At 33.0% G+C, this 16,837-nt stretch carries 18 protein-coding genes; 10 read left to right on the top strand and 8 right to left on the bottom strand.

Annotation, left to right across the window (positions count from 1 at the left end; all coding sequences use genetic code 11):
* Window positions 1-18: 18 nt before the first annotated feature.
* Window positions 19-1,035, top strand: coding sequence for an aspartate carbamoyltransferase catalytic subunit (locus SIB45_RS04005; RefSeq protein ID WP_011862276.1), 1,017 nt, complete (start codon window positions 19-21; stop codon window positions 1,033-1,035).
* A gap of 2 nt (window positions 1,036-1,037) precedes the next feature.
* Here SIB45_RS04005 and SIB45_RS04000 read toward each other — a convergent pair whose 3' ends face one another.
* The gene (locus SIB45_RS04000; protein WP_011862275.1) at window positions 1,038-1,379 is read right to left on the bottom strand and encodes a DUF565 domain-containing protein; all 342 of its coding nucleotides are present in this window, start codon (window positions 1,377-1,379) and stop codon (window positions 1,038-1,040) included.
* Window positions 1,380-1,390: 11 nt separating this feature from the next.
* Window positions 1,391-1,591 (bottom strand): hypothetical protein, encoded by a 201-nt coding sequence (locus SIB45_RS03995; protein WP_011862274.1) that lies wholly within the window; start codon window positions 1,589-1,591, stop codon window positions 1,391-1,393.
* A 219-nt stretch (window positions 1,592-1,810) separates the two neighbouring features.
* Between SIB45_RS03995 and SIB45_RS03990 the strand changes: the two genes are divergently transcribed.
* The 6 genes from SIB45_RS03990 (at window position 1,811) to SIB45_RS03965 (ending at window position 8,084) form a co-directional block, all read left to right on the top strand.
* Entirely contained in the window at window positions 1,811-2,032 is a 222-nt protein-coding gene (locus SIB45_RS03990; protein WP_011862273.1) for a DUF2555 domain-containing protein, read from the top strand.
* Window positions 2,022-3,278: a bifunctional phosphopantothenoylcysteine decarboxylase/phosphopantothenate--cysteine ligase CoaBC gene (gene coaBC, locus SIB45_RS03985; RefSeq protein ID WP_011862272.1), complete on the top strand. Its 1,257-nt coding sequence runs from the start codon at window positions 2,022-2,024 to the stop codon at window positions 3,276-3,278. Before SIB45_RS03990 ends, coaBC begins: the two co-directional genes overlap by 11 nt.
* Window positions 3,279-3,494: 216 nt before the next feature.
* Complete coding sequence (psbO, locus tag SIB45_RS03980) at window positions 3,495-4,289, top strand: photosystem II manganese-stabilizing polypeptide (RefSeq protein ID WP_041484654.1); 795 nt, start codon at window positions 3,495-3,497, stop codon at window positions 4,287-4,289.
* 73 nt (window positions 4,290-4,362) lie between these two features.
* The gene (sat, locus tag SIB45_RS03975) at window positions 4,363-5,538 is read left to right on the top strand and encodes a sulfate adenylyltransferase (protein ID WP_011862270.1); all 1,176 of its coding nucleotides are present in this window, start codon (window positions 4,363-4,365) and stop codon (window positions 5,536-5,538) included.
* 45 nt (window positions 5,539-5,583) lie between these two features.
* Window positions 5,584-7,437, top strand: coding sequence for an ATP-dependent zinc metalloprotease FtsH (gene ftsH, locus SIB45_RS03970; RefSeq protein WP_011862269.1), 1,854 nt, complete (start codon window positions 5,584-5,586; stop codon window positions 7,435-7,437).
* 20 nt (window positions 7,438-7,457) lie between these two features.
* On the top strand, window positions 7,458-8,084 hold the full coding sequence (locus SIB45_RS03965) for a bifunctional 4-hydroxy-2-oxoglutarate aldolase/2-dehydro-3-deoxy-phosphogluconate aldolase (protein ID WP_011862268.1): 627 nt from the start codon (window positions 7,458-7,460) through the stop codon (window positions 8,082-8,084).
* Between the two features lie 34 nt (window positions 8,085-8,118).
* On the opposite strand, the gene aroC is transcribed toward SIB45_RS03965, so the two are convergent.
* The gene (aroC, locus tag SIB45_RS03960) at window positions 8,119-9,216 is read right to left on the bottom strand and encodes a chorismate synthase (RefSeq protein ID WP_011862267.1); all 1,098 of its coding nucleotides are present in this window, start codon (window positions 9,214-9,216) and stop codon (window positions 8,119-8,121) included.
* A 109-nt stretch (window positions 9,217-9,325) separates the two neighbouring features.
* Window positions 9,326-10,408 (bottom strand): photosystem II q(b) protein, encoded by a 1,083-nt coding sequence (gene psbA, locus SIB45_RS03955; protein ID WP_002805533.1) that lies wholly within the window; start codon window positions 10,406-10,408, stop codon window positions 9,326-9,328.
* A 189-nt stretch (window positions 10,409-10,597) separates the two neighbouring features.
* On the opposite strand from psbA, the gene SIB45_RS03950 reads away from it, so the two are divergent.
* Window positions 10,598-10,726 (top strand): hypothetical protein, encoded by a 129-nt coding sequence (locus SIB45_RS03950; protein ID WP_011862266.1) that lies wholly within the window; start codon window positions 10,598-10,600, stop codon window positions 10,724-10,726.
* A gap of 117 nt (window positions 10,727-10,843) precedes the next feature.
* On the opposite strand, the gene SIB45_RS03945 is transcribed toward SIB45_RS03950, so the two are convergent.
* Window positions 10,844-11,749 carry an aspartoacylase gene (locus SIB45_RS03945; RefSeq protein ID WP_011862265.1) on the bottom strand — a complete coding sequence of 302 codons (906 nt, stop codon included), beginning with the start codon at window positions 11,747-11,749 and terminating at the stop codon, window positions 10,844-10,846.
* 17 nt (window positions 11,750-11,766) lie between these two features.
* Here SIB45_RS03945 and SIB45_RS03940 point away from each other — a divergent pair, with 17 nt between their 5' ends.
* On the top strand, window positions 11,767-12,720 hold the full coding sequence (locus SIB45_RS03940; protein WP_011862264.1) for a glutathione S-transferase family protein: 954 nt from the start codon (window positions 11,767-11,769) through the stop codon (window positions 12,718-12,720).
* A gap of 119 nt (window positions 12,721-12,839) precedes the next feature.
* Window positions 12,840-13,058: a CP12 domain-containing protein gene (locus tag SIB45_RS03935; protein WP_011817713.1), complete on the top strand. Its 219-nt coding sequence runs from the start codon at window positions 12,840-12,842 to the stop codon at window positions 13,056-13,058.
* 71 nt (window positions 13,059-13,129) lie between these two features.
* On the opposite strand, the gene SIB45_RS03930 is transcribed toward SIB45_RS03935, so the two are convergent.
* The 3 genes from SIB45_RS03930 to SIB45_RS03920 form a co-directional block, all read right to left on the bottom strand.
* Complete coding sequence (locus SIB45_RS03930) at window positions 13,130-13,312, bottom strand: hypothetical protein (RefSeq protein WP_011862263.1); 183 nt, start codon at window positions 13,310-13,312, stop codon at window positions 13,130-13,132.
* A gap of 86 nt (window positions 13,313-13,398) precedes the next feature.
* On the bottom strand, window positions 13,399-14,382 hold the full coding sequence (gene obgE, locus SIB45_RS03925; RefSeq protein WP_011862262.1) for a GTPase ObgE: 984 nt from the start codon (window positions 14,380-14,382) through the stop codon (window positions 13,399-13,401).
* 40 nt (window positions 14,383-14,422) lie between these two features.
* Entirely contained in the window at window positions 14,423-16,834 is a 2,412-nt protein-coding gene (locus SIB45_RS03920) for an endonuclease MutS2 (protein ID WP_011862261.1), read from the bottom strand.
* Window positions 16,835-16,837: the final 3 nt, after the last annotated feature.

The following is a 16,837-nucleotide window of genomic DNA, read 5'->3' as shown; positions in this document are numbered from 1 at the left end:
ATTTATCTTTTAAACGTAATGCAAATTTGGCCTCATAAACATATCCACTCACTAGCTAATTTTTCAATAAAAGATTATGAGTCAGTATTCGAATTAGCTAATAGATTTGATGCACTAAAGAATTCAGGAACGAAAAAAATACCAGCCTTACAGGGTACTTTAGTAACGTCTTTATTTTTTGAACCTAGTACAAGAACAAAAAATAGTTTTGAGCTTGCAGCAAAAAGACTTTCTGCTGATGTCCAGACATTTGCCCCATCCTCTAGTTCTTTAACAAAAGGCGAAACAATAATTGATACTGCCATAACTTATTCTGCTATGGGAGCTGATACATTAGTGATCAGACATTCATCAAGTTACATAACCTTTGAGATCGCTGAAAAACTTGATGCAATAAATTCCAAGACTTCGGTTCTTAATGCTGGAGATGGATTACATAGTCACCCTAGCCAGGGATTGCTTGACATATATACATTAATAAAATTCTTTTCCAAAAATACACTGAATCCAGGGGTTTTAAATTCCAAAAAGATTTTAATAATTGGAGACGTTAATCATTCTAGGGTTGCCAGATCTAATCTTTGGGCTTTGAGTGCATTCGGCGCAGACATAATTTTATGCGGTCCTGAGACATTAATACCTGATGAATTTACCAATTTTTTAAAAACTCCCGCGCCAAACCAAATAGAAGATCCTGTTAAATCAAGAGGATGCATAACAATTTCTAGATCTTTGGAAGAATCAATAAAAATTGCAGATGCGATTATTGTTTTAAGACTTCAGAAAGAAAGAATGATGGAGAATTTACTCAGTAGCATCGATTCATATAGTTTGGATTATGGCTTAACCTCAGAGAAATTATCTTTGAATAATAAAGAAATTCCAATTCTTCATCCTGGTCCAATTAACAGAGATATTGAAATAAGTAGCAAAGTAGTAGATCAATATCCTAATTGTTTAATTAATAATCAAGTTTCAAATGGTATCCCTATAAGAATGGCTTTGCTTTATCTATTACAAAAAAATAACCAATAAATTTATAGCAACTTAAGACTTTCAGTAAAGAATCCATAAAATAATCCTAATCTTAAAGAATCTAAAAAAAGTATTAAAAATTTCTTTTTCCTTTCAGATCTAAAGTTTCTTCTTAGAGTTATTAAAATCTCGATAAAAACTACTGATAAGAAAGCAGCTACAGGATCCATGAGTTCCACAACAGCACTTACCATACCAAGAGAACTTCCAATAAAGTAGCCAATTAAAAGTGTAATCAATGAAATTGAATATCTTCGCCATGGATTATTAGCCCAAATACTTAATGTCTGAATATTTTCCACAATTTTTAGCTGAAATTTTGTCTTTTGAGGTTTAACAACCATTTTGTATTAATCTAAGCTGCTTCAGAGTTTGATTGAATTTTAGTATTTCCTTCTATTAATTCAAGCAATGCTTCTAACTGAGCCATTAATCCTCTCAACTCGCCTGGTTCAGGGAAAAGATCATCTTCTTTTATACCTAAATGCATTTCTCTGAGCTCTTCTCTTAAAAAGCGAATGTGACTAATAACTTGCTCTCTTTTCGTTTGCGACATGGTCTAAATTTATGACAGTAACATTTTAAGAGAGAATATTTTTGAAAAGGAGAGATTGCATATTTATGATTGAGAATGAAGATAAATTACCTCACAATTATTTGAAAAGATTATGAATATTAAAAATTTTCATATACTTATAAATATTTAATTAATACATATATCAATTTTAAATAATGACTTAAGGTTTTATTATGAGAATATATTGGCTTTCTCAATATGAAATTCATTTCTGAAAATCAAATAAGTGCGGAACTAGTAAATTCTTTTGATGAAGAAATGACTATTGAGCTCGCTAAAAGGCTAGAGGAAGATAATTATAATACTCCATTTGATGGTTTAAAAGACTGGCACTTACTTAGGGCTCTTGCAATCAATAGACCTGAATTAACAACTAATTATATCCATCTTCTCGATCAGGAACCTTTCGATGAAAACTAAAAGTAATGACTCCAAAATAAAGGTTCTTTTATTAATAACGGGTAGTATTGCAGCTGTAAGAATTCCATTATTAGTAAGCCAATTAGCGAAAGAAAATTATGAAATAAGATGCGTTTTATCTAAAAATGCAGAAAAATTAATAAAGCCGCTTTCTCTCTCTATCTTGAGTAGAAACCCTTGCATTTTAGAAGATGATCAATGGTCAAATAGTCAATCAACACCTCTTCACATAGAACTCAGTAATTGGGCTGATATTTTAATCATTGCGCCTTTAACAGCAACAACATTAGCAAAATGGGTAACTGGGAATGCAGAGGGACTTATCCCAAGCATCTTAATAGCAAATATAAAGCCAATTATTGTTGCACCAGCAATGAATACACAAATGTGGCTAAATAAAGCTGTCCAAGAAAATTATAAGAATTTAAAAAATTACGAAAATGTTTTGTCTTTGCAACCAAGTGAAGGCCTCTTAGCATGTGATGCTATTGGCATCGGTAAGATTCCTCCAAATAATCTAATTCAATTAGCTCTTGAATTTATAGCTTTACACAAACAAAATGAGTATCGCAAAGATTTACTTAATAAAGAAATTCTAATAACTGGAGGGTGCACCTCAGAGAAAATTGATGCGGCAAGACATATTACCAACAGAAGTTCTGGAGCTATGGGCCTACTTCTTTCTCAAGTAGCGAGGTTCAGAGGAGCACAAGTAAAATATGTCCATGGGCCATTGAAAATCGATAAGAATCTTACTGATGGAATAAAAAGATATGAAATTGAAACCAGTGTTGATTTAATTAGGGCTCTTGATAATGAAATATCAAATTGCGATTATTTTTTCATGAATGCAGCAGTCTCTGATTTTAAGATAACCTCAGATACTTCAGCTAAAATTCCAAAAAATAAAATTAATGAACATTTGAATCAAAACTTTGAGCTAGTCCCAGATATTTTAAAAACAATTAGTAAATCAAAAAAAGATAACCAAGTTTTTGTAGGCTTTTGTGCTTTTACAGGATCTATCGAAGAAGCACGAATAACTATTAAAGAAAAGATTATCCAAAAGGGTTGTGATTTTCTATTCGCAAATCCAATAGATCTTGAAGGCCAAGGATTTGGCTTTTTGGCACAAAATGAAGGTTGGCTATTCGATACGAACAATTTGGAACACTATATTAAAAAAACATCAAAAATTGATTTAGCAAATAAATTAATAACCCAAATTATTTCATTAAAAAAATAAAAAAAAATTTTTTATTTGTATTTTTTTGTAATCTTAATCATTAAAAATAATGTAATAGCTTAAAATAATTCCAGTTTTTCAAAATCTAAAAAGCTACGGGTTGTTTCGAGGATTTAAAAGTCCTTTCTTTTATGGTCCTTTCCCTTGTAATATCCGTACTGAACTATTTAGATGACCTTTAATCTATCGTCACAGAACTTTACTGCAACTTTAATTATGAGAATTCGTTCTTTCTTAGCTTTTGTTATTTCAATTTGTATAACTTTTGCTTTCGTACCTGTTAAAACATTTGCTTTTTCTGAAAGAGGAAATGCACAATTCACAGATGTTGTTAATACTGGAAAAGCTAATGATTGCCCTACATTAGACTCATCTCTTATCGGATCAATATCTCTAAGTAATGGAGATAGCCTCAAAGGAATATGCATGCATCCAACAGAAGTTTATGTAAAAGTGCCAGGGACAAAACGAAAAGCTGCAGAATTTGTTTCTACAAAAATTATTAGTCCTAGAAATAACACCACAGTGACAGAAGTTTATGGAGATATAGATTCAGGAACTTTCACCGAAAAAGGTGGTATTGATTTTCAACTTATTACTGTATTAACCCCTGGTGGTTTAGAGGTACCATTTGCATTCTCAGCAAAAGATCTTACTGCTGATTTACCCTCATCAATTCAGCCAGGCACTGAGGTTAGTGGCTCAACATTTACACCTAACTACAGAACAGGTGATTTTCTAGATCCTAAGGCAAGAGCTAAAAATACTGGTGTTGAATATGCTCAAGGTTTAGTTGCATTAGGAGGAGATGACGAAGAACTTGCTAAAGAAAATATCAAAGTTGATGTAAACGGCACTGGCGTTATTACTCTTTCAATTAACAATGTAGATTCTGACACAGACGAATTTGCTGGTACTTTTGAAGCTATCCAACCTTCAGATACAGACATGGGATCAAAAGATCCACTCGATGTAAAAATAATAGGAGAGCTTTACGGAAGAAAGGCATAAATCCTAATTAATAAATAAAAGGGGGTTCCACCCCTCTTTTTTTTTTCAAAATTTTTATTTATCAATTCAAAAAATGGAATTACAACAAAAAACAAAAACTGACCCTAATGGACTAATACCGCCTTATGGAGGGGAACTAAAAAATTTAATAATTAAAGATAATAGCTTTAAAAATGACCTTATCTCCAAAGCTACTTATGAATTTGAATGTAGCGAGAGAAATGCATGTGATGTAGAACTTTTGATGGTTGGTGCTTTTTCTCCTTTGGAAGGTTTTATGGATGAAAATAACTACAAATCGGTTATCGAAAATAACAGAGATACAAGCGGTTTGCTTTTTGGCTTACCTATTGTCTTTGATTCAAATAATGATGAAGTAAAAGCTGGAGAAACAATCTTGCTTACCTACAAAAACCAAAAAATTGCAATTTTAGAAGTAAGTTCTATTTGGGAGCCTGATAAATCTTTAGAAGCCGAATTTTGTTATGGTACTAATTCTTTAGATCATCCTGCTGTTAAGATGATTTTTAATGAAAGGGGAAGATTCTATATAGGAGGGAAAGTTTATGGTTTCGAACTACCAGTTAGAGAATTTCCCTGCAAAACCCCTGAAGAAGTTAGATCTTCACTGCCATCAAATTATGATGTAGTTGCATTTCAATGCAGAAATCCAATTCATAGAGCACATTATGAGTTATTTACTAATGCCCTACTCTCAGATAATGTCTCTTCTAACTCAGTGGTTTTGGTACATCCAACTTGTGGGCCAACTCAACAAGACGATATACCTGGAAAAGTTAGATATTTGACCTATAAAGAATTAGAAGAGGAAATATCTGATGAAAGAATAAAATGGGCTTTTTTACCTTATTCAATGCATATGGCAGGGCCAAGGGAAGCTCTTCAACACATGATAATCAGAAGAAATTATGGCTGCACCCACTTTATTATTGGTAGAGATATGGCTGGTTGTAAGTCATCATCAACTGGTGAAGATTTTTATGGCCCATATGACGCCCAGAATTTTGCTAATAAGTGTGCAGATGAATTAATGATGCAGACTGTTCCTTCAAAAAATTTAGTTTATACGAAGGAAAAAGGATATATAACAGCTGAAGAAGCTAAAGAATTTAATTATGAAATTATGAAACTTAGTGGTACTGAATTTAGAAAGAAATTGAGGAATGGCGAACCAATTCCTGAATGGTTTGCATTCAAAAGTGTAGTAGATGTTCTAAGACGCTCTTAATATTGTTTTATTATTAGTATTATAGATTTATTAAAGTTTTTTATTGTGAACAAACGTTGGAGAAACTTAGGACTTTATGTTCTAGCTGTGATTACTGTAATTTTCATTGGTACTTCTGTCTTTGATAAACCTAGTACTGAAAGTTCTTCAAAGACCTTGAGATATAGTGATTTTATAGAGGCCGTCCAAGATAATGAAATCAGTAGAGTCCTAATATCTCCAGATAATGCCACAGCTCAAGTTGTTGAAAATGATGGGAGTAGGTCTGAGGTCAATTTAGCTCCTGACAAAGATTTATTAAAAATACTGACAGATAACAATGTAGATATAGCTGTAACTCCGACAAAATTAGCCAATCCATGGCAACAAGCTTTAAGTAGCTTGATTTTTCCAGTTCTTTTAATTGGAGGACTATTTTTTCTTTTCAGGAGATCTCAAAGTGGAAATGCTGGAGGTGGTAACCCTGCTATGAGTTTTGGTAAGAGTAAAGCTAGACTTCAAATGGAACCATCCACACAAGTTACCTTCTCAGATGTTGCTGGTGTCGAAGGTGCAAAATTAGAACTGACAGAGGTTGTTGATTTTCTTAAAAGCCCAGATAGATTTACTGCAGTCGGAGCAAAAATCCCAAAAGGTGTCCTTCTTGTTGGTCCTCCAGGTACAGGAAAAACATTGCTAGCAAAAGCAGTAGCTGGAGAAGCAGGTGTACCTTTTTTCTCAATATCAGGTTCAGAATTTGTAGAGATGTTTGTAGGAGTTGGAGCAAGCAGAGTTAGAGATCTTTTCGAACAAGCTAAAAAGAATGCTCCTTGTATTGTATTCATTGATGAAATAGATGCAGTTGGGAGACAAAGAGGAGCTGGTATGGGCGGTGGAAATGATGAAAGAGAACAAACATTAAACCAGCTCCTAACTGAAATGGACGGTTTTGAAGGTAATTCAGGAATAATAATAGTTGCTGCTACCAACAGACCAGATGTCTTAGATTCAGCTTTAATGCGTCCTGGAAGATTCGATAGACAGGTAACAGTAGATAGACCAGATTACGCTGGTAGATTACAGATATTAAATGTTCATGCGAAAGACAAAACTCTTTCAAAAGACGTTGATTTAGATAAAGTTGCTAGAAGAACACCAGGATTTACGGGTGCCGATTTAGCTAATTTATTAAACGAGGCAGCAATATTAGCCGCTAGAAAAGATTTAGATAAAGTAAGTAATGATGAAGTTGGTGATGCTATAGAAAGAGTCATGGCTGGTCCAGAAAAGAAAGACAGAGTCATCAGTGAAAAGAAAAAAGAATTAGTTGCTTATCACGAAGCTGGTCATGCACTCGTAGGAGCATTAATGCCTGATTATGATCCTGTAGCAAAAGTTTCAATAATTCCTAGAGGTCAAGCGGGAGGTTTAACTTTTTTTACTCCAAGTGAAGAAAGGATGGAATCAGGTCTTTACTCTCGTTCTTACCTTCAAAATCAAATGGCTGTAGCTCTTGGTGGAAGAGTTGCTGAAGAAATAGTCTATGGAGAAGAAGAAGTTACAACTGGAGCTTCAAACGATTTACAGCAAGTCGCTAATGTAGCAAGACAAATGATCACTAAATTTGGTATGAGTGACAAAATAGGTCCTGTCGCTTTAGGTCAATCTCAAGGTGGAATGTTTCTTGGAAGAGATATGAGTTCTACAAGAGACTTCTCTGAAGATACTGCTGCTACTATAGATGTTGAGGTTTCAGAGCTTGTTGATGTGGCATACAAAAGAGCTACAAAAGTTTTGACAGATAATAGAACTGTTCTTGACGAAATGGCCCAAATGCTCATTGAAAGAGAAACTATAGATACTGAAGATATTCAAGATTTGCTTAACCGCTCAGAAGTTAAAGTTGCAAACTATATTTAACTTTAAAATTTAAATACTTAATGAATATTAGGGAAGATTCTTTTTGTTATTTATCGCTGAAAGAATCTTTTTTTTTACTTATAAAACCTGACGATAATATTTACTCAAATACCTCTATAAGAAATTCATTTTTTGAAGAATTAGAAAGCTTAGTAAAATTAGGATTAAAGAATATTGAAATAAGTTGGTCCAACAACAAAAATTGGTTAGATTTGTTATCCGATATCAAAACTAAATATCCAAGAGTTAATTTAGGTTCTGCATCGATAGTTAATAAGCAATCAATAGAAGATTCTTTAAAAATTGGATTAAATTTTTCGATGATGAAATTTTGGGATAAAGATCTTTTCAATTATGCACAGTCAAAAAATTATTTACTAATTCCTGGAATTAATAATTTAAAGGATCTTAAGGACGCGACAAATTTAAATTGCAACATTATCAAAATTTACCCAATAAAAAGTAAAGATAATTCGATAGATATACTCAAGTATAAAAATATTGATTTCATTGCTGCTGGAGGACTATCAATCAATGATTTAAAAAATTACAAATCTTTAGGGTATAAATCCGTCGTAATTGGAGATAAAGCCATCAAAAATAAAAAATTTGATCCAAAAATATTTGAATGGCTCAAAAATAATTAAATTAAAGATAAATGTAATTTATTCAACAAAACTGCTAGTTATTGATTAAGTCACATTGAGCATGATTTAGAAGCAAATGATCAGCAAGTACTAAGGCAACCATAGCATCAACCATGGGAACTGCTCTTGGTAAAACGCATGGATCATGTCTCCCTTTTGCTTTCATCAAAACTTCTTTCCCTTCAGCATTTACTGTTTTTTGTTCTTTCCCGATAGTTGCTGTAGGTTTAAAAGCTATCTTCATCTCAATATTTTCACCATTACTTATTCCACCCTGTATACCTCCTGAATTGTTTGATGTTGTTCTTAATTTACTAGAATCATCAGACTTAATGAACGAATCATTATGCTCGCTTCCTTTTAAATAAGTGCCAGAGAAACCTGAACCTATTTCAAAGCCTTTCGTGGCAGGCAAAGACATCAAAGCCTTTGCTAAATCAGCTTCTAATTTATCAAAAACAGGCATTCCAAGACCAGAGGGAACATTTCTTACTAGACATTCAATAACACCGCCGCAAGAGTCTCCTTGACGCTTTAATTCCTTAATTCTCTCAATCATTTCTGTTGATACCTTTTCATCAGGACATCTAACAATATTTGAATCTATTTTTTTGAGAGAAATCTTCTCTTTATTTATATCAGAATCAATATCATGTATACGCTTTACCCAAGATAGTATTTCAGTGTTACAGAAGGTTTTTAATAATTGTTTTGCTACAGCACCAGCAGCTACTCTCCCAATTGTTTCTCTAGCAGAGGCTCTTCCACCGCCAGAACTTGCCTGAATTCCATATTTCAGATGATATGTACCATCTGCATGAGAAGGTCTAAATACCTGCTCCATATTATTATAATCTGCTGGTCTTTGATCCTTATTTCTTACCAACATTGCTATTGGAGTTCCAAGTGTTAACCCTTCCTTTATTCCACTTAATATTTCAATTTTATCTTCTTCATTTCTGGGTGTTGTAATGTCACTTTGGCCAGGTCTGCGCCTATCTAATTCATTTTGTATCAGATTTATATCTATTTTTAATTTAGGTGGACATCCATCAAGGATAACTCCTACTGCACCACCATGTGATTCTCCAAAAGTACTAACACGAAAAATTTTTCCAAAACTACTACTCATAGAAATATCAAGTGTTTTATCTATATATAAACATTATATGAAACCAATTGAAAATTAAACAAAAAAAAGCCCCCAAAAAAGGGGGCTTGTGAGTTTAAGAACTTTAAGCTTAACCGATAGCTGGAGCTGAAAGAGCTACTGTTGTAGACTCAGCTGCTGCTAGATCAAGTGGGAAGTTGTGAGCGTTACGCTCGTGCATTACTTCCATACCTAGGTTTGCTCTGTTAAGAACGTCACCCCATGTAGGAACAATCTTACCGTTTGCATCAACAACTGACTGGTTGAAGTTGAAACCGTTAAGGTTGAATGCCATTGTGCAGATACCCATTGAAGTTAACCATACACAAACAACTGGGAATACAGCTAGGAAGAAGTGAAGACTTCTGCTGTTGTTGAATGAAGCATATTGGAAGATCAAACGACCGAAGTAGCCATGAGCTGCAACGATGTTGTATGTTTCTTCTTCTTGTCCGAACTTGTAACCATAGTTCTGAGATTCTGTCTCAGTTGTTTCTCTGATTAGAGATGAAGTAACAAGTGAACCATGCATAGCTGAGAATAGAGATCCTCCGAACATACCAGCAACACCAGCCATGTGGAATGGGTGCATTAGAATGTTGTGCTCTGCCTGGAAAACAAACATGAAGTTGAATGTTCCAGAGATACCTAGAGGCATTCCGTCAGAGAATGAACCTTGACCGAATGGGTATACAAGAAATACTGCGAAAGCTGCTGAAACTGGTGCAGAGTATGCAACACAGATCCATGGACGCATACCTAAGCGGTATGAAAGCTCCCACTGTCTTCCCATGTATGCTGAAATACCAATTAGGAAGTGGAAAATTACAAGCTGGTAAGGACCACCGTTGTATAACCACTCATCTACAGTAGCTGCTTCCCAAATTGGGTAGAAGTGTAGACCAATAGCGTTAGAAGAAGGAACAACTGCACCTGAGATGATGTTGTTTCCATATAGGAATGAACCAGCAACTGGCTCTCTAATTCCGTCGATGTCTACTGGTGGTGCTGCGATGAATGCAACGATGAAGCAAGCCGCTGCTGTAAGTAGGCATGGGATCATTAAGACGCCGAACCAACCAACATAAATTCTGTTGTTAGTTGATGTTACCCACTCACAAAACTGTGGCCAACCTTTTAACAGCGAAGAACGCTGCTGCTGAATAGTTGTCATGAGTTCGTAAAGTATGTCTCTAAAGTGAGACGTGTAAATAAAAACGGAAAAAAATTTCCGCTTCGAAGATTTTAGACCAAAATCGCTAAAAATGTGTAAATATTTTTTCTTTAAGTAAAGTTATTTTTTGGAAAACAGGAGAAAAGAACTTCCATGTCTTAAGATTTTCTTTGTTATTGAGGATTCAACTTGGTAATAATCGAATGGCTTCTTAACGGAAAAAGATCTAGAGAGGTAGTTTCCTTAAGAGAAGCTAAGCATAGAAGACTGCAATTAGAGGCTTTTGGAGCTATTATTTATTGGAGTGAAAGAATTTAGGTTTTTAAGGTTTAAAAATTAGAAAAAAAAATAAAAGTATTAAATATTAAATAAACTTATCTATAAAATTAGAAATCCTTATTAGTTTTCAACGATTTATTGTTCCGGTTTCTTAATTTAAAAACTTTCAAACTCTTGAACCCATTGTTTTTTGGAACAAATTACTTCTTTTTTTGTGTAGCTCATGGCAATTTTTTTTTCCTTATAAGCAACTTCTCCAATAAAAACAGGCCAAATCAATTTATCCCGTTCATATTTGTGGATTATTCCTTGGCTATCCAGAAATAATGGATCTCCTTTTTTAATCATTTTCCAATCTTGGTTTATTCTCGCAGGATGAATTATGCCATCAATATCTCCCTTTTCATCTCTTGGATAATCTATACTCCCTTGATGCACGTGAACCACTAATTCCTTTGGAAGTTCTACAAGTTTATTTTTTAATTTATCTATCTCTTCCCTTAGAGAGCCAATAATTAGAGAGAATCTATTTACAATATTTTGATCATAAAAATTTTGTGCGACAGCTCCTATTTCAATAACTAAACCACATGGCCAAGCCTCTACAAGAAAACCTGTTTGGGCTTTATCTTTTTCGTGCAAATAAATAGGCAATCCGAATTTGTTCTGCAGTAAGGCAGCTAAACAAAAATCTTTGGATCTCCTCCCATACATAACAATGCTTGTTCCCATATTTGCAGTAGTAGTGTGCAAATCGATTGCAATTTGACAGGGTTTAGATCCGTCAATTCCAAATTCATCTACTAAAAAATTGGCTCTATTAGTTTCATAAAAGCTATTCTTGTGTTGATCAAAATTCCCACTTTCTTTAAAAGATCTATTTAAATCTACATCTATATATCTGCAACCTTTTTCATAGGCAGCAGGATTACCTATTATGTACTCATACTCAATACCATTATTTAAACTATTTTCCTTTCTACTAAATTGCTTAACAGCCCAAACAGGATTAATTTCATTCCCGTGAGTGCCTGAAACGATAAGTATTCTTTGAACAGTCATTTTTTCTTTAAAGTTTTATGCAAAATAAATACCTTATTATGGCCTCCAAAAAATTCTGGTTTTGGTTTTGGACCCAACTAATGAATGGCTTCGCACCATCAGATCTACATGGTAATTATAAAAGGCCTAAAGGTATAACGATTGATAGTGAATACGATATTAATACTCAGAATGGACAAATTTATTTATTAGTAGGTCATTCTTGTCCATGGTGTCAAAGAACTTTACTCATACAGGAAATAAAAGATTTATCTAAAAAAGTTAAAGTAATTTTTTTAAAGGCAGATGTTGAGCATGGCGAATGGATTTTAAATAAAAAGATTAAGGGATGTATAAGACTTTCAGACCTTTACAAAAAAGCTAATAAAAAGACTATTTTTAGAGCGACATTACCTCTTTTAATTAGCTTTGTAAAAGATGAAGTAAATATTCTGTCTAATGAAAGTTCACAGATTACAAGACTACTCAATTCAATAAAAAGTGAATCTAAATACCAGGCATTAAGTATTAAAGATTGTAATCAAAAATTTTTAGATTTAATTAATAACAGTATTAATGATGGCGTATATAAATGTGGTTTCGCCAGAAACCAGTCAGCTTACTACAAAGCAAGTAAGAATCTTTTTGCAGCTATAAATGAAATTGAAAATTTACTACAGAAAAATAAAGGAGACTGGATATTTGGAGAAGAGTTAACCTACGCAGATATTTACCTTTTTCCAACGCTTATAAGATGGGAATTGATATATAGCAAACTTTTCAAATGTACTCAACAAGAACTATCAAGTTTTGAAAAGATTATTGAATGGAGATTAAAATTCTTTAAATTATCTAATGTAAAAAGGACATGCTTCGACAATGAATGGAAAAAAGATTACTACAAAGCTTTATTCCCTTTAAATCCAAATCAACTAATCCCAGTTTTACCATCGCTAGAGGAAATAATGAGATTAGAGCCCAAAAATATATAAAAATCAATTTCCCAAAAAAAAATGATGTTGTAATGAACACTTATTTAGTTCATAGATAATGCAATTTCATTAGAAATTAACTATGTTAAGTATGTCTACTAAAGTACGAAAAGCTTAAAATGAAATCCATTGACGAACACATCCAAAAAGATCAATCGGAAATCGAATCTGCAAAAGCAGAGGGCAATCTTCCAAAGGTCAGACATTTAACTGAAGAGCTAAAAGAACTCGAAGAATATAAGGATCATCATCCAGAAGATAAACATGACCCTAATGCTTTGGAATTATTTTGCGATGCCAACCCAGATGAACCAGAATGTCTTGTTTATGATGATTAAATTTTCTTTATTATTAGATAATGCATAAAAAAAAGGGCTTTTGAAGCCCTTTTTTTATTTCTTGAATTCTTTTAGTAATCCATATTAAAATCTGATGGGCTACCTGTCAGAGAACATACCACCGACTCTTCATTTTTCATTTCCTTAACTTCTACAATCGGTCTTCCCATTTTCTTAAGAACCTCAATATCTTGAATGGTTTGACATCTAGCTATTATTTTTCCTTGTTTATCAAAACAACTGTAGAAATTCATATTATTTTTAAAGAATTATCTTATTTATGGCTAATTTTTATTATTAAATCAAGTGTATTTATTTACAAAAAAATTTTTAATTTTAGTTAGATCCTTTTCCAAACTTCAGAAAGCAGTGAGGATAAACCTTTTTTTAAAGATGAAGAAATAACTAAAACTTTCTTTTTAGATAAATCTTCTAACTTTTTTGTAATTATTTGCAAATAATCATCATCTACCAGCTCCATTTTATTTAACACTATAATCCTCTCTTTATCTAAAAGACCTTTCCCATATTTTTTTAATTCCTGCTCAATTATCTCAAAATCATGTAAAGGGTTTTCTGCAATTGCATCAATTAAGTGAACAAGTATCTTAGTTCTTTGGATATGCCTTAAGAAATCATGGCCTAAACCTACTCCATCAGCTGCCCCTGATATTAATCCAGGAATATCCGCAAAAAGGCAACCATTCCCGTCCATTTTTCTTACTACACCTAAGTTAGGTATTAGAGTTGTGAAAGGATAATTAGCGATTTTTGGACGGGCAGATGACACAACAGAAATCAAGGTACTTTTTCCAGCATTTGGAAGACCTATAATCCCAACCTCTGCAAGAAGTTTTAGTTCTAATTGAACCTCCCATATCTCACCATCTTTTCCTTCAGTGAATGATTCTGGGGCTCTATTTTGATTACTTAAATAGTAAGCATTACCATGTCCACCTCTTCCTCCAATGGCAATAGTTAAACTCTGTTTATCTTTAGTTAAGTCTCCTAAAATAATGCCGGTTTTAATATCCCTTATTTCTGTACCGCAGGGTACTTTAAGGATTGTATCCTGACCTGAAGCACCTGATCTCTTATTAGGACCTCCTTTGCATCCATCTTCAGCAATTATTTCACGTTTGAATTTAAAATCTAATAACGTCTGTAGATTATTATCAGCCATCAAAATAACTGAACCCCCTCTTCCACCATTTCCCCCCGAAGGTCCTCCAGCAGGAACAAATTTTTCTCTTCTAAATGAAACTATTCCATTTCCACCTTTTCCAGCTTTTAGAATAATATTGGCTTGATCAATAAATTGCACTTAATACGCTTATTAAATCGTTTTCTAGGTATTTTTAATTTTATTTTATCCACGCAATACTGCAACCAGGGCCACCCTCGTTATTGGCTGCATCTTCAATCTTATCAACATAATTTAAACCTGATAACCAATTTCTTAGTCCTTTTTTTAATTTTCCTGTGCCAATTCCATGAACAATCCATAGCGGTCCATGAAATTTTCTAATTTTCTCCTCAATAATTATTTCGGCTTCATGAACTCTTAACCCTCTTACATCAATTGTATTTTTACTCGTTCTAATTTTAGAAAAAGAAAAATCTTCTCTTGTAGACTTGATCTCAATTTTTGAACTTTTGAAATTAGGCTTTTCTCCATTAATACCTTCAAATTCATTTACAGATAATGTGCTTCTAAATGAACCACATTTAATTTCATAAAAACCACCTTTTTTATCTAAACCTACAATTTGTCCCGTACTATTTAGACTTTTAATCTTTACAAAATCACCTACCTGAGGGTTCCATGATATTGACTTTTCAGATTTTTTTTGGGTTAAATGTTCCGTCTCAATTTCCTTTAATCTTTTTCCAATAATTCTCGTATCCTCTCCATTAACATTTTTATCTCTTAATTTTTTAATCAAATCTATCACCTCTTTTTTAGCGGATACAATATGTTTTGATAATTTAGACCTTTCAATTTCCTGGATTTTTTCAGCATTTAATTTTTGATATTCATAATTTCTCTTCAGTTCATCATGTAATATTTCAGTCCTTGCAATCAATTCTGCAGCAGCTTCTGCAGAATTTTGTTGTTTAATCTTCTCTTCCTCAAGTCCTTTAATAATACTGTTAATATTGTCAACTTCTTTTGGCTTTAGATAATTTGCAGCTTCATTGAGTATGCTTTCATCAAGACCAATTCTCTTTGAAATTGACAAAGCATTACTTCTCCCAGGAATACCCCAGTTGAGTATATATTTTGGCTTCAAAGAATCCTCATCAAAGGCAACTGATACGTTTTCAAATCTTGAATCGTTATATTTTAAAGCCTTAATATCCCCATAATGTGTAGTGGCAAAAGTGATATCAGATTTATTTGCAAATTCTTTTAATAAAGCCATCGCTAGAGCACTACCTTCAAGAGGATCTGTACCAGATCCAATCTCATCTAGCAAAACAACTGATAATCCTTTCTTATGATCAAGTAAATCTAATATCTCTTTTATGCGGGATATATGCCCACTGAAGGTAGATAAATTTTCTTCTAATGATTGATTATCTCCTATATCCACATATATATTTGGACAAAAAGGGATAATAGGATTATTAGTTGAAGGTATCAATAATCCTGCTCTAGCCATAAGTAAAGACAAGCCCAAGCCTTTTAAAGCTGCTGTTTTACCTCCAGTATTTGGACCTGTAATAGCTACAACCTTAATATTTCTATTTATATAAAAATCAACAGCTACTGGTGGACAGGCTCCTTTTTTCTTATGTTCCCAAATCAATAACGGATGAGTAAAGCCAATTAAAGAAATAATAGGACTTTTCTCAAACGTAGGAGTTTTGCCTCCAATCCATTTCGAATATCTTGAACGAGTTAGGGCATTTTCTAATCTCAATAAAATGGCTGCCATTTCAATAAGATTTTCTGAATTATCACTAACAACCAGAGACCATTTTTTAAGTAATTTAAATTCTTCTGCTGTGATCCTAGCCTCTAAAGAAGCAATCTTATTACCTTTATTTACTACACTATCAGGCTCAAAATATACTGTATTTCCTGAAGATGAAGAGTCATGAATTATGCCTTTAAATTTATCTACATAATTAACTTTCACTGCTAAAACGGGCCTTCCATATCGATCTCCAATAGTAGTATCTTGCAAATAAGCTAAGTTCTTTTGAATAAATTTCTCAACTAATATTTTTCTTTCAAGTTTCTTAGATAAAAATTCTTTTCTAAGAATAGATAGTTCATTACTAGCATTGTCTGAAATCCTTCCATTTGATTCAATGCCTTTTTTAAAAATCGTTTCGATATTCTGATGGTCAATTAAATTTTTTGTAAATGATGAAATATAAGGCCTTTGTTCAAAATCTAATAAGATTTTTTTTAAATTTCTTGCTGCAGCAATTGTTTTTGCTATTTCTAACAATTCAGAAGATGAAATTACACCTCCCTTAGAACATATTTCAATATTTCTACTAATATCAAAAACACCAGAAAAACTAATTGATTTATCTAAATTATTTTCTAGCTGAGTTATTTCAACAGTTTCATTCAAAAGTCTTTTAGATGATTCGTATTCTGAAGGGATATCAAAACTTAAAATTGCTCTTTTACCCATTTCCGTTAGGGCGAATGAAGATAAATGCGTTTTTAATGAGTCCCACTCTAAAAGGCTTATAGATTCTTCTTCTAAGGTGTTATTTGAAGATGATTTTTTTGAATAACTTTTCTCTTGCATACA

Source organism: Prochlorococcus sp. MIT 1304, from assembly GCF_047305015.1.
GTDB classification, from domain to species: domain Bacteria; phylum Cyanobacteriota; class Cyanobacteriia; order PCC-6307; family Cyanobiaceae; genus Prochlorococcus_A; species Prochlorococcus_A marinus_E.
The sequence above is the reverse complement of the archived record's forward strand: the minus strand, read 5'-3'. Positions and strand labels throughout refer to the sequence as shown.

Coding starts and splice junctions, on each gene's coding strand:
- SIB45_RS03990 (WP_011862273.1), top strand. CDS start 1,811: ATGAAATTCATTTCTGAAAATCAAATAAGTGCGGAACTAGTAAATTCT.
- coaBC (WP_011862272.1), top strand. CDS start 2,022: ATGAAAACTAAAAGTAATGACTCCAAAATAAAGGTTCTTTTATTAATA.
- SIB45_RS03935 (WP_011817713.1), top strand. CDS start 12,840: ATGAAATCCATTGACGAACACATCCAAAAAGATCAATCGGAAATCGAA.
- SIB45_RS04000 (WP_011862275.1), bottom strand. CDS start 1,379: ATGGTTGTTAAACCTCAAAAGACAAAATTTCAGCTAAAAATTGTGGAA.
- SIB45_RS04005 (WP_011862276.1), top strand. CDS start 19: ATGCAAATTTGGCCTCATAAACATATCCACTCACTAGCTAATTTTTCA.
- SIB45_RS03945 (WP_011862265.1), bottom strand. CDS start 11,749: ATGACTGTTCAAAGAATACTTATCGTTTCAGGCACTCACGGGAATGAA.
- psbO (WP_041484654.1), top strand. CDS start 3,495: ATGAGAATTCGTTCTTTCTTAGCTTTTGTTATTTCAATTTGTATAACT.
- sat (WP_011862270.1), top strand. CDS start 4,363: ATGGAATTACAACAAAAAACAAAAACTGACCCTAATGGACTAATACCG.
- psbA (WP_002805533.1), bottom strand. CDS start 10,408: ATGACAACTATTCAGCAGCAGCGTTCTTCGCTGTTAAAAGGTTGGCCA.
- SIB45_RS03965 (WP_011862268.1), top strand. CDS start 7,458: ATGAATATTAGGGAAGATTCTTTTTGTTATTTATCGCTGAAAGAATCT.
- aroC (WP_011862267.1), bottom strand. CDS start 9,216: ATGAGTAGTAGTTTTGGAAAAATTTTTCGTGTTAGTACTTTTGGAGAA.
- SIB45_RS03940 (WP_011862264.1), top strand. CDS start 11,767: ATGCAAAATAAATACCTTATTATGGCCTCCAAAAAATTCTGGTTTTGG.
- SIB45_RS03995 (WP_011862274.1), bottom strand. CDS start 1,591: ATGTCGCAAACGAAAAGAGAGCAAGTTATTAGTCACATTCGCTTTTTA.
- SIB45_RS03930 (WP_011862263.1), bottom strand. CDS start 13,312: ATGAATTTCTACAGTTGTTTTGATAAACAAGGAAAAATAATAGCTAGA.
- SIB45_RS03920 (WP_011862261.1), bottom strand. CDS start 16,834: ATGCAAGAGAAAAGTTATTCAAAAAAATCATCTTCAAATAACACCTTA.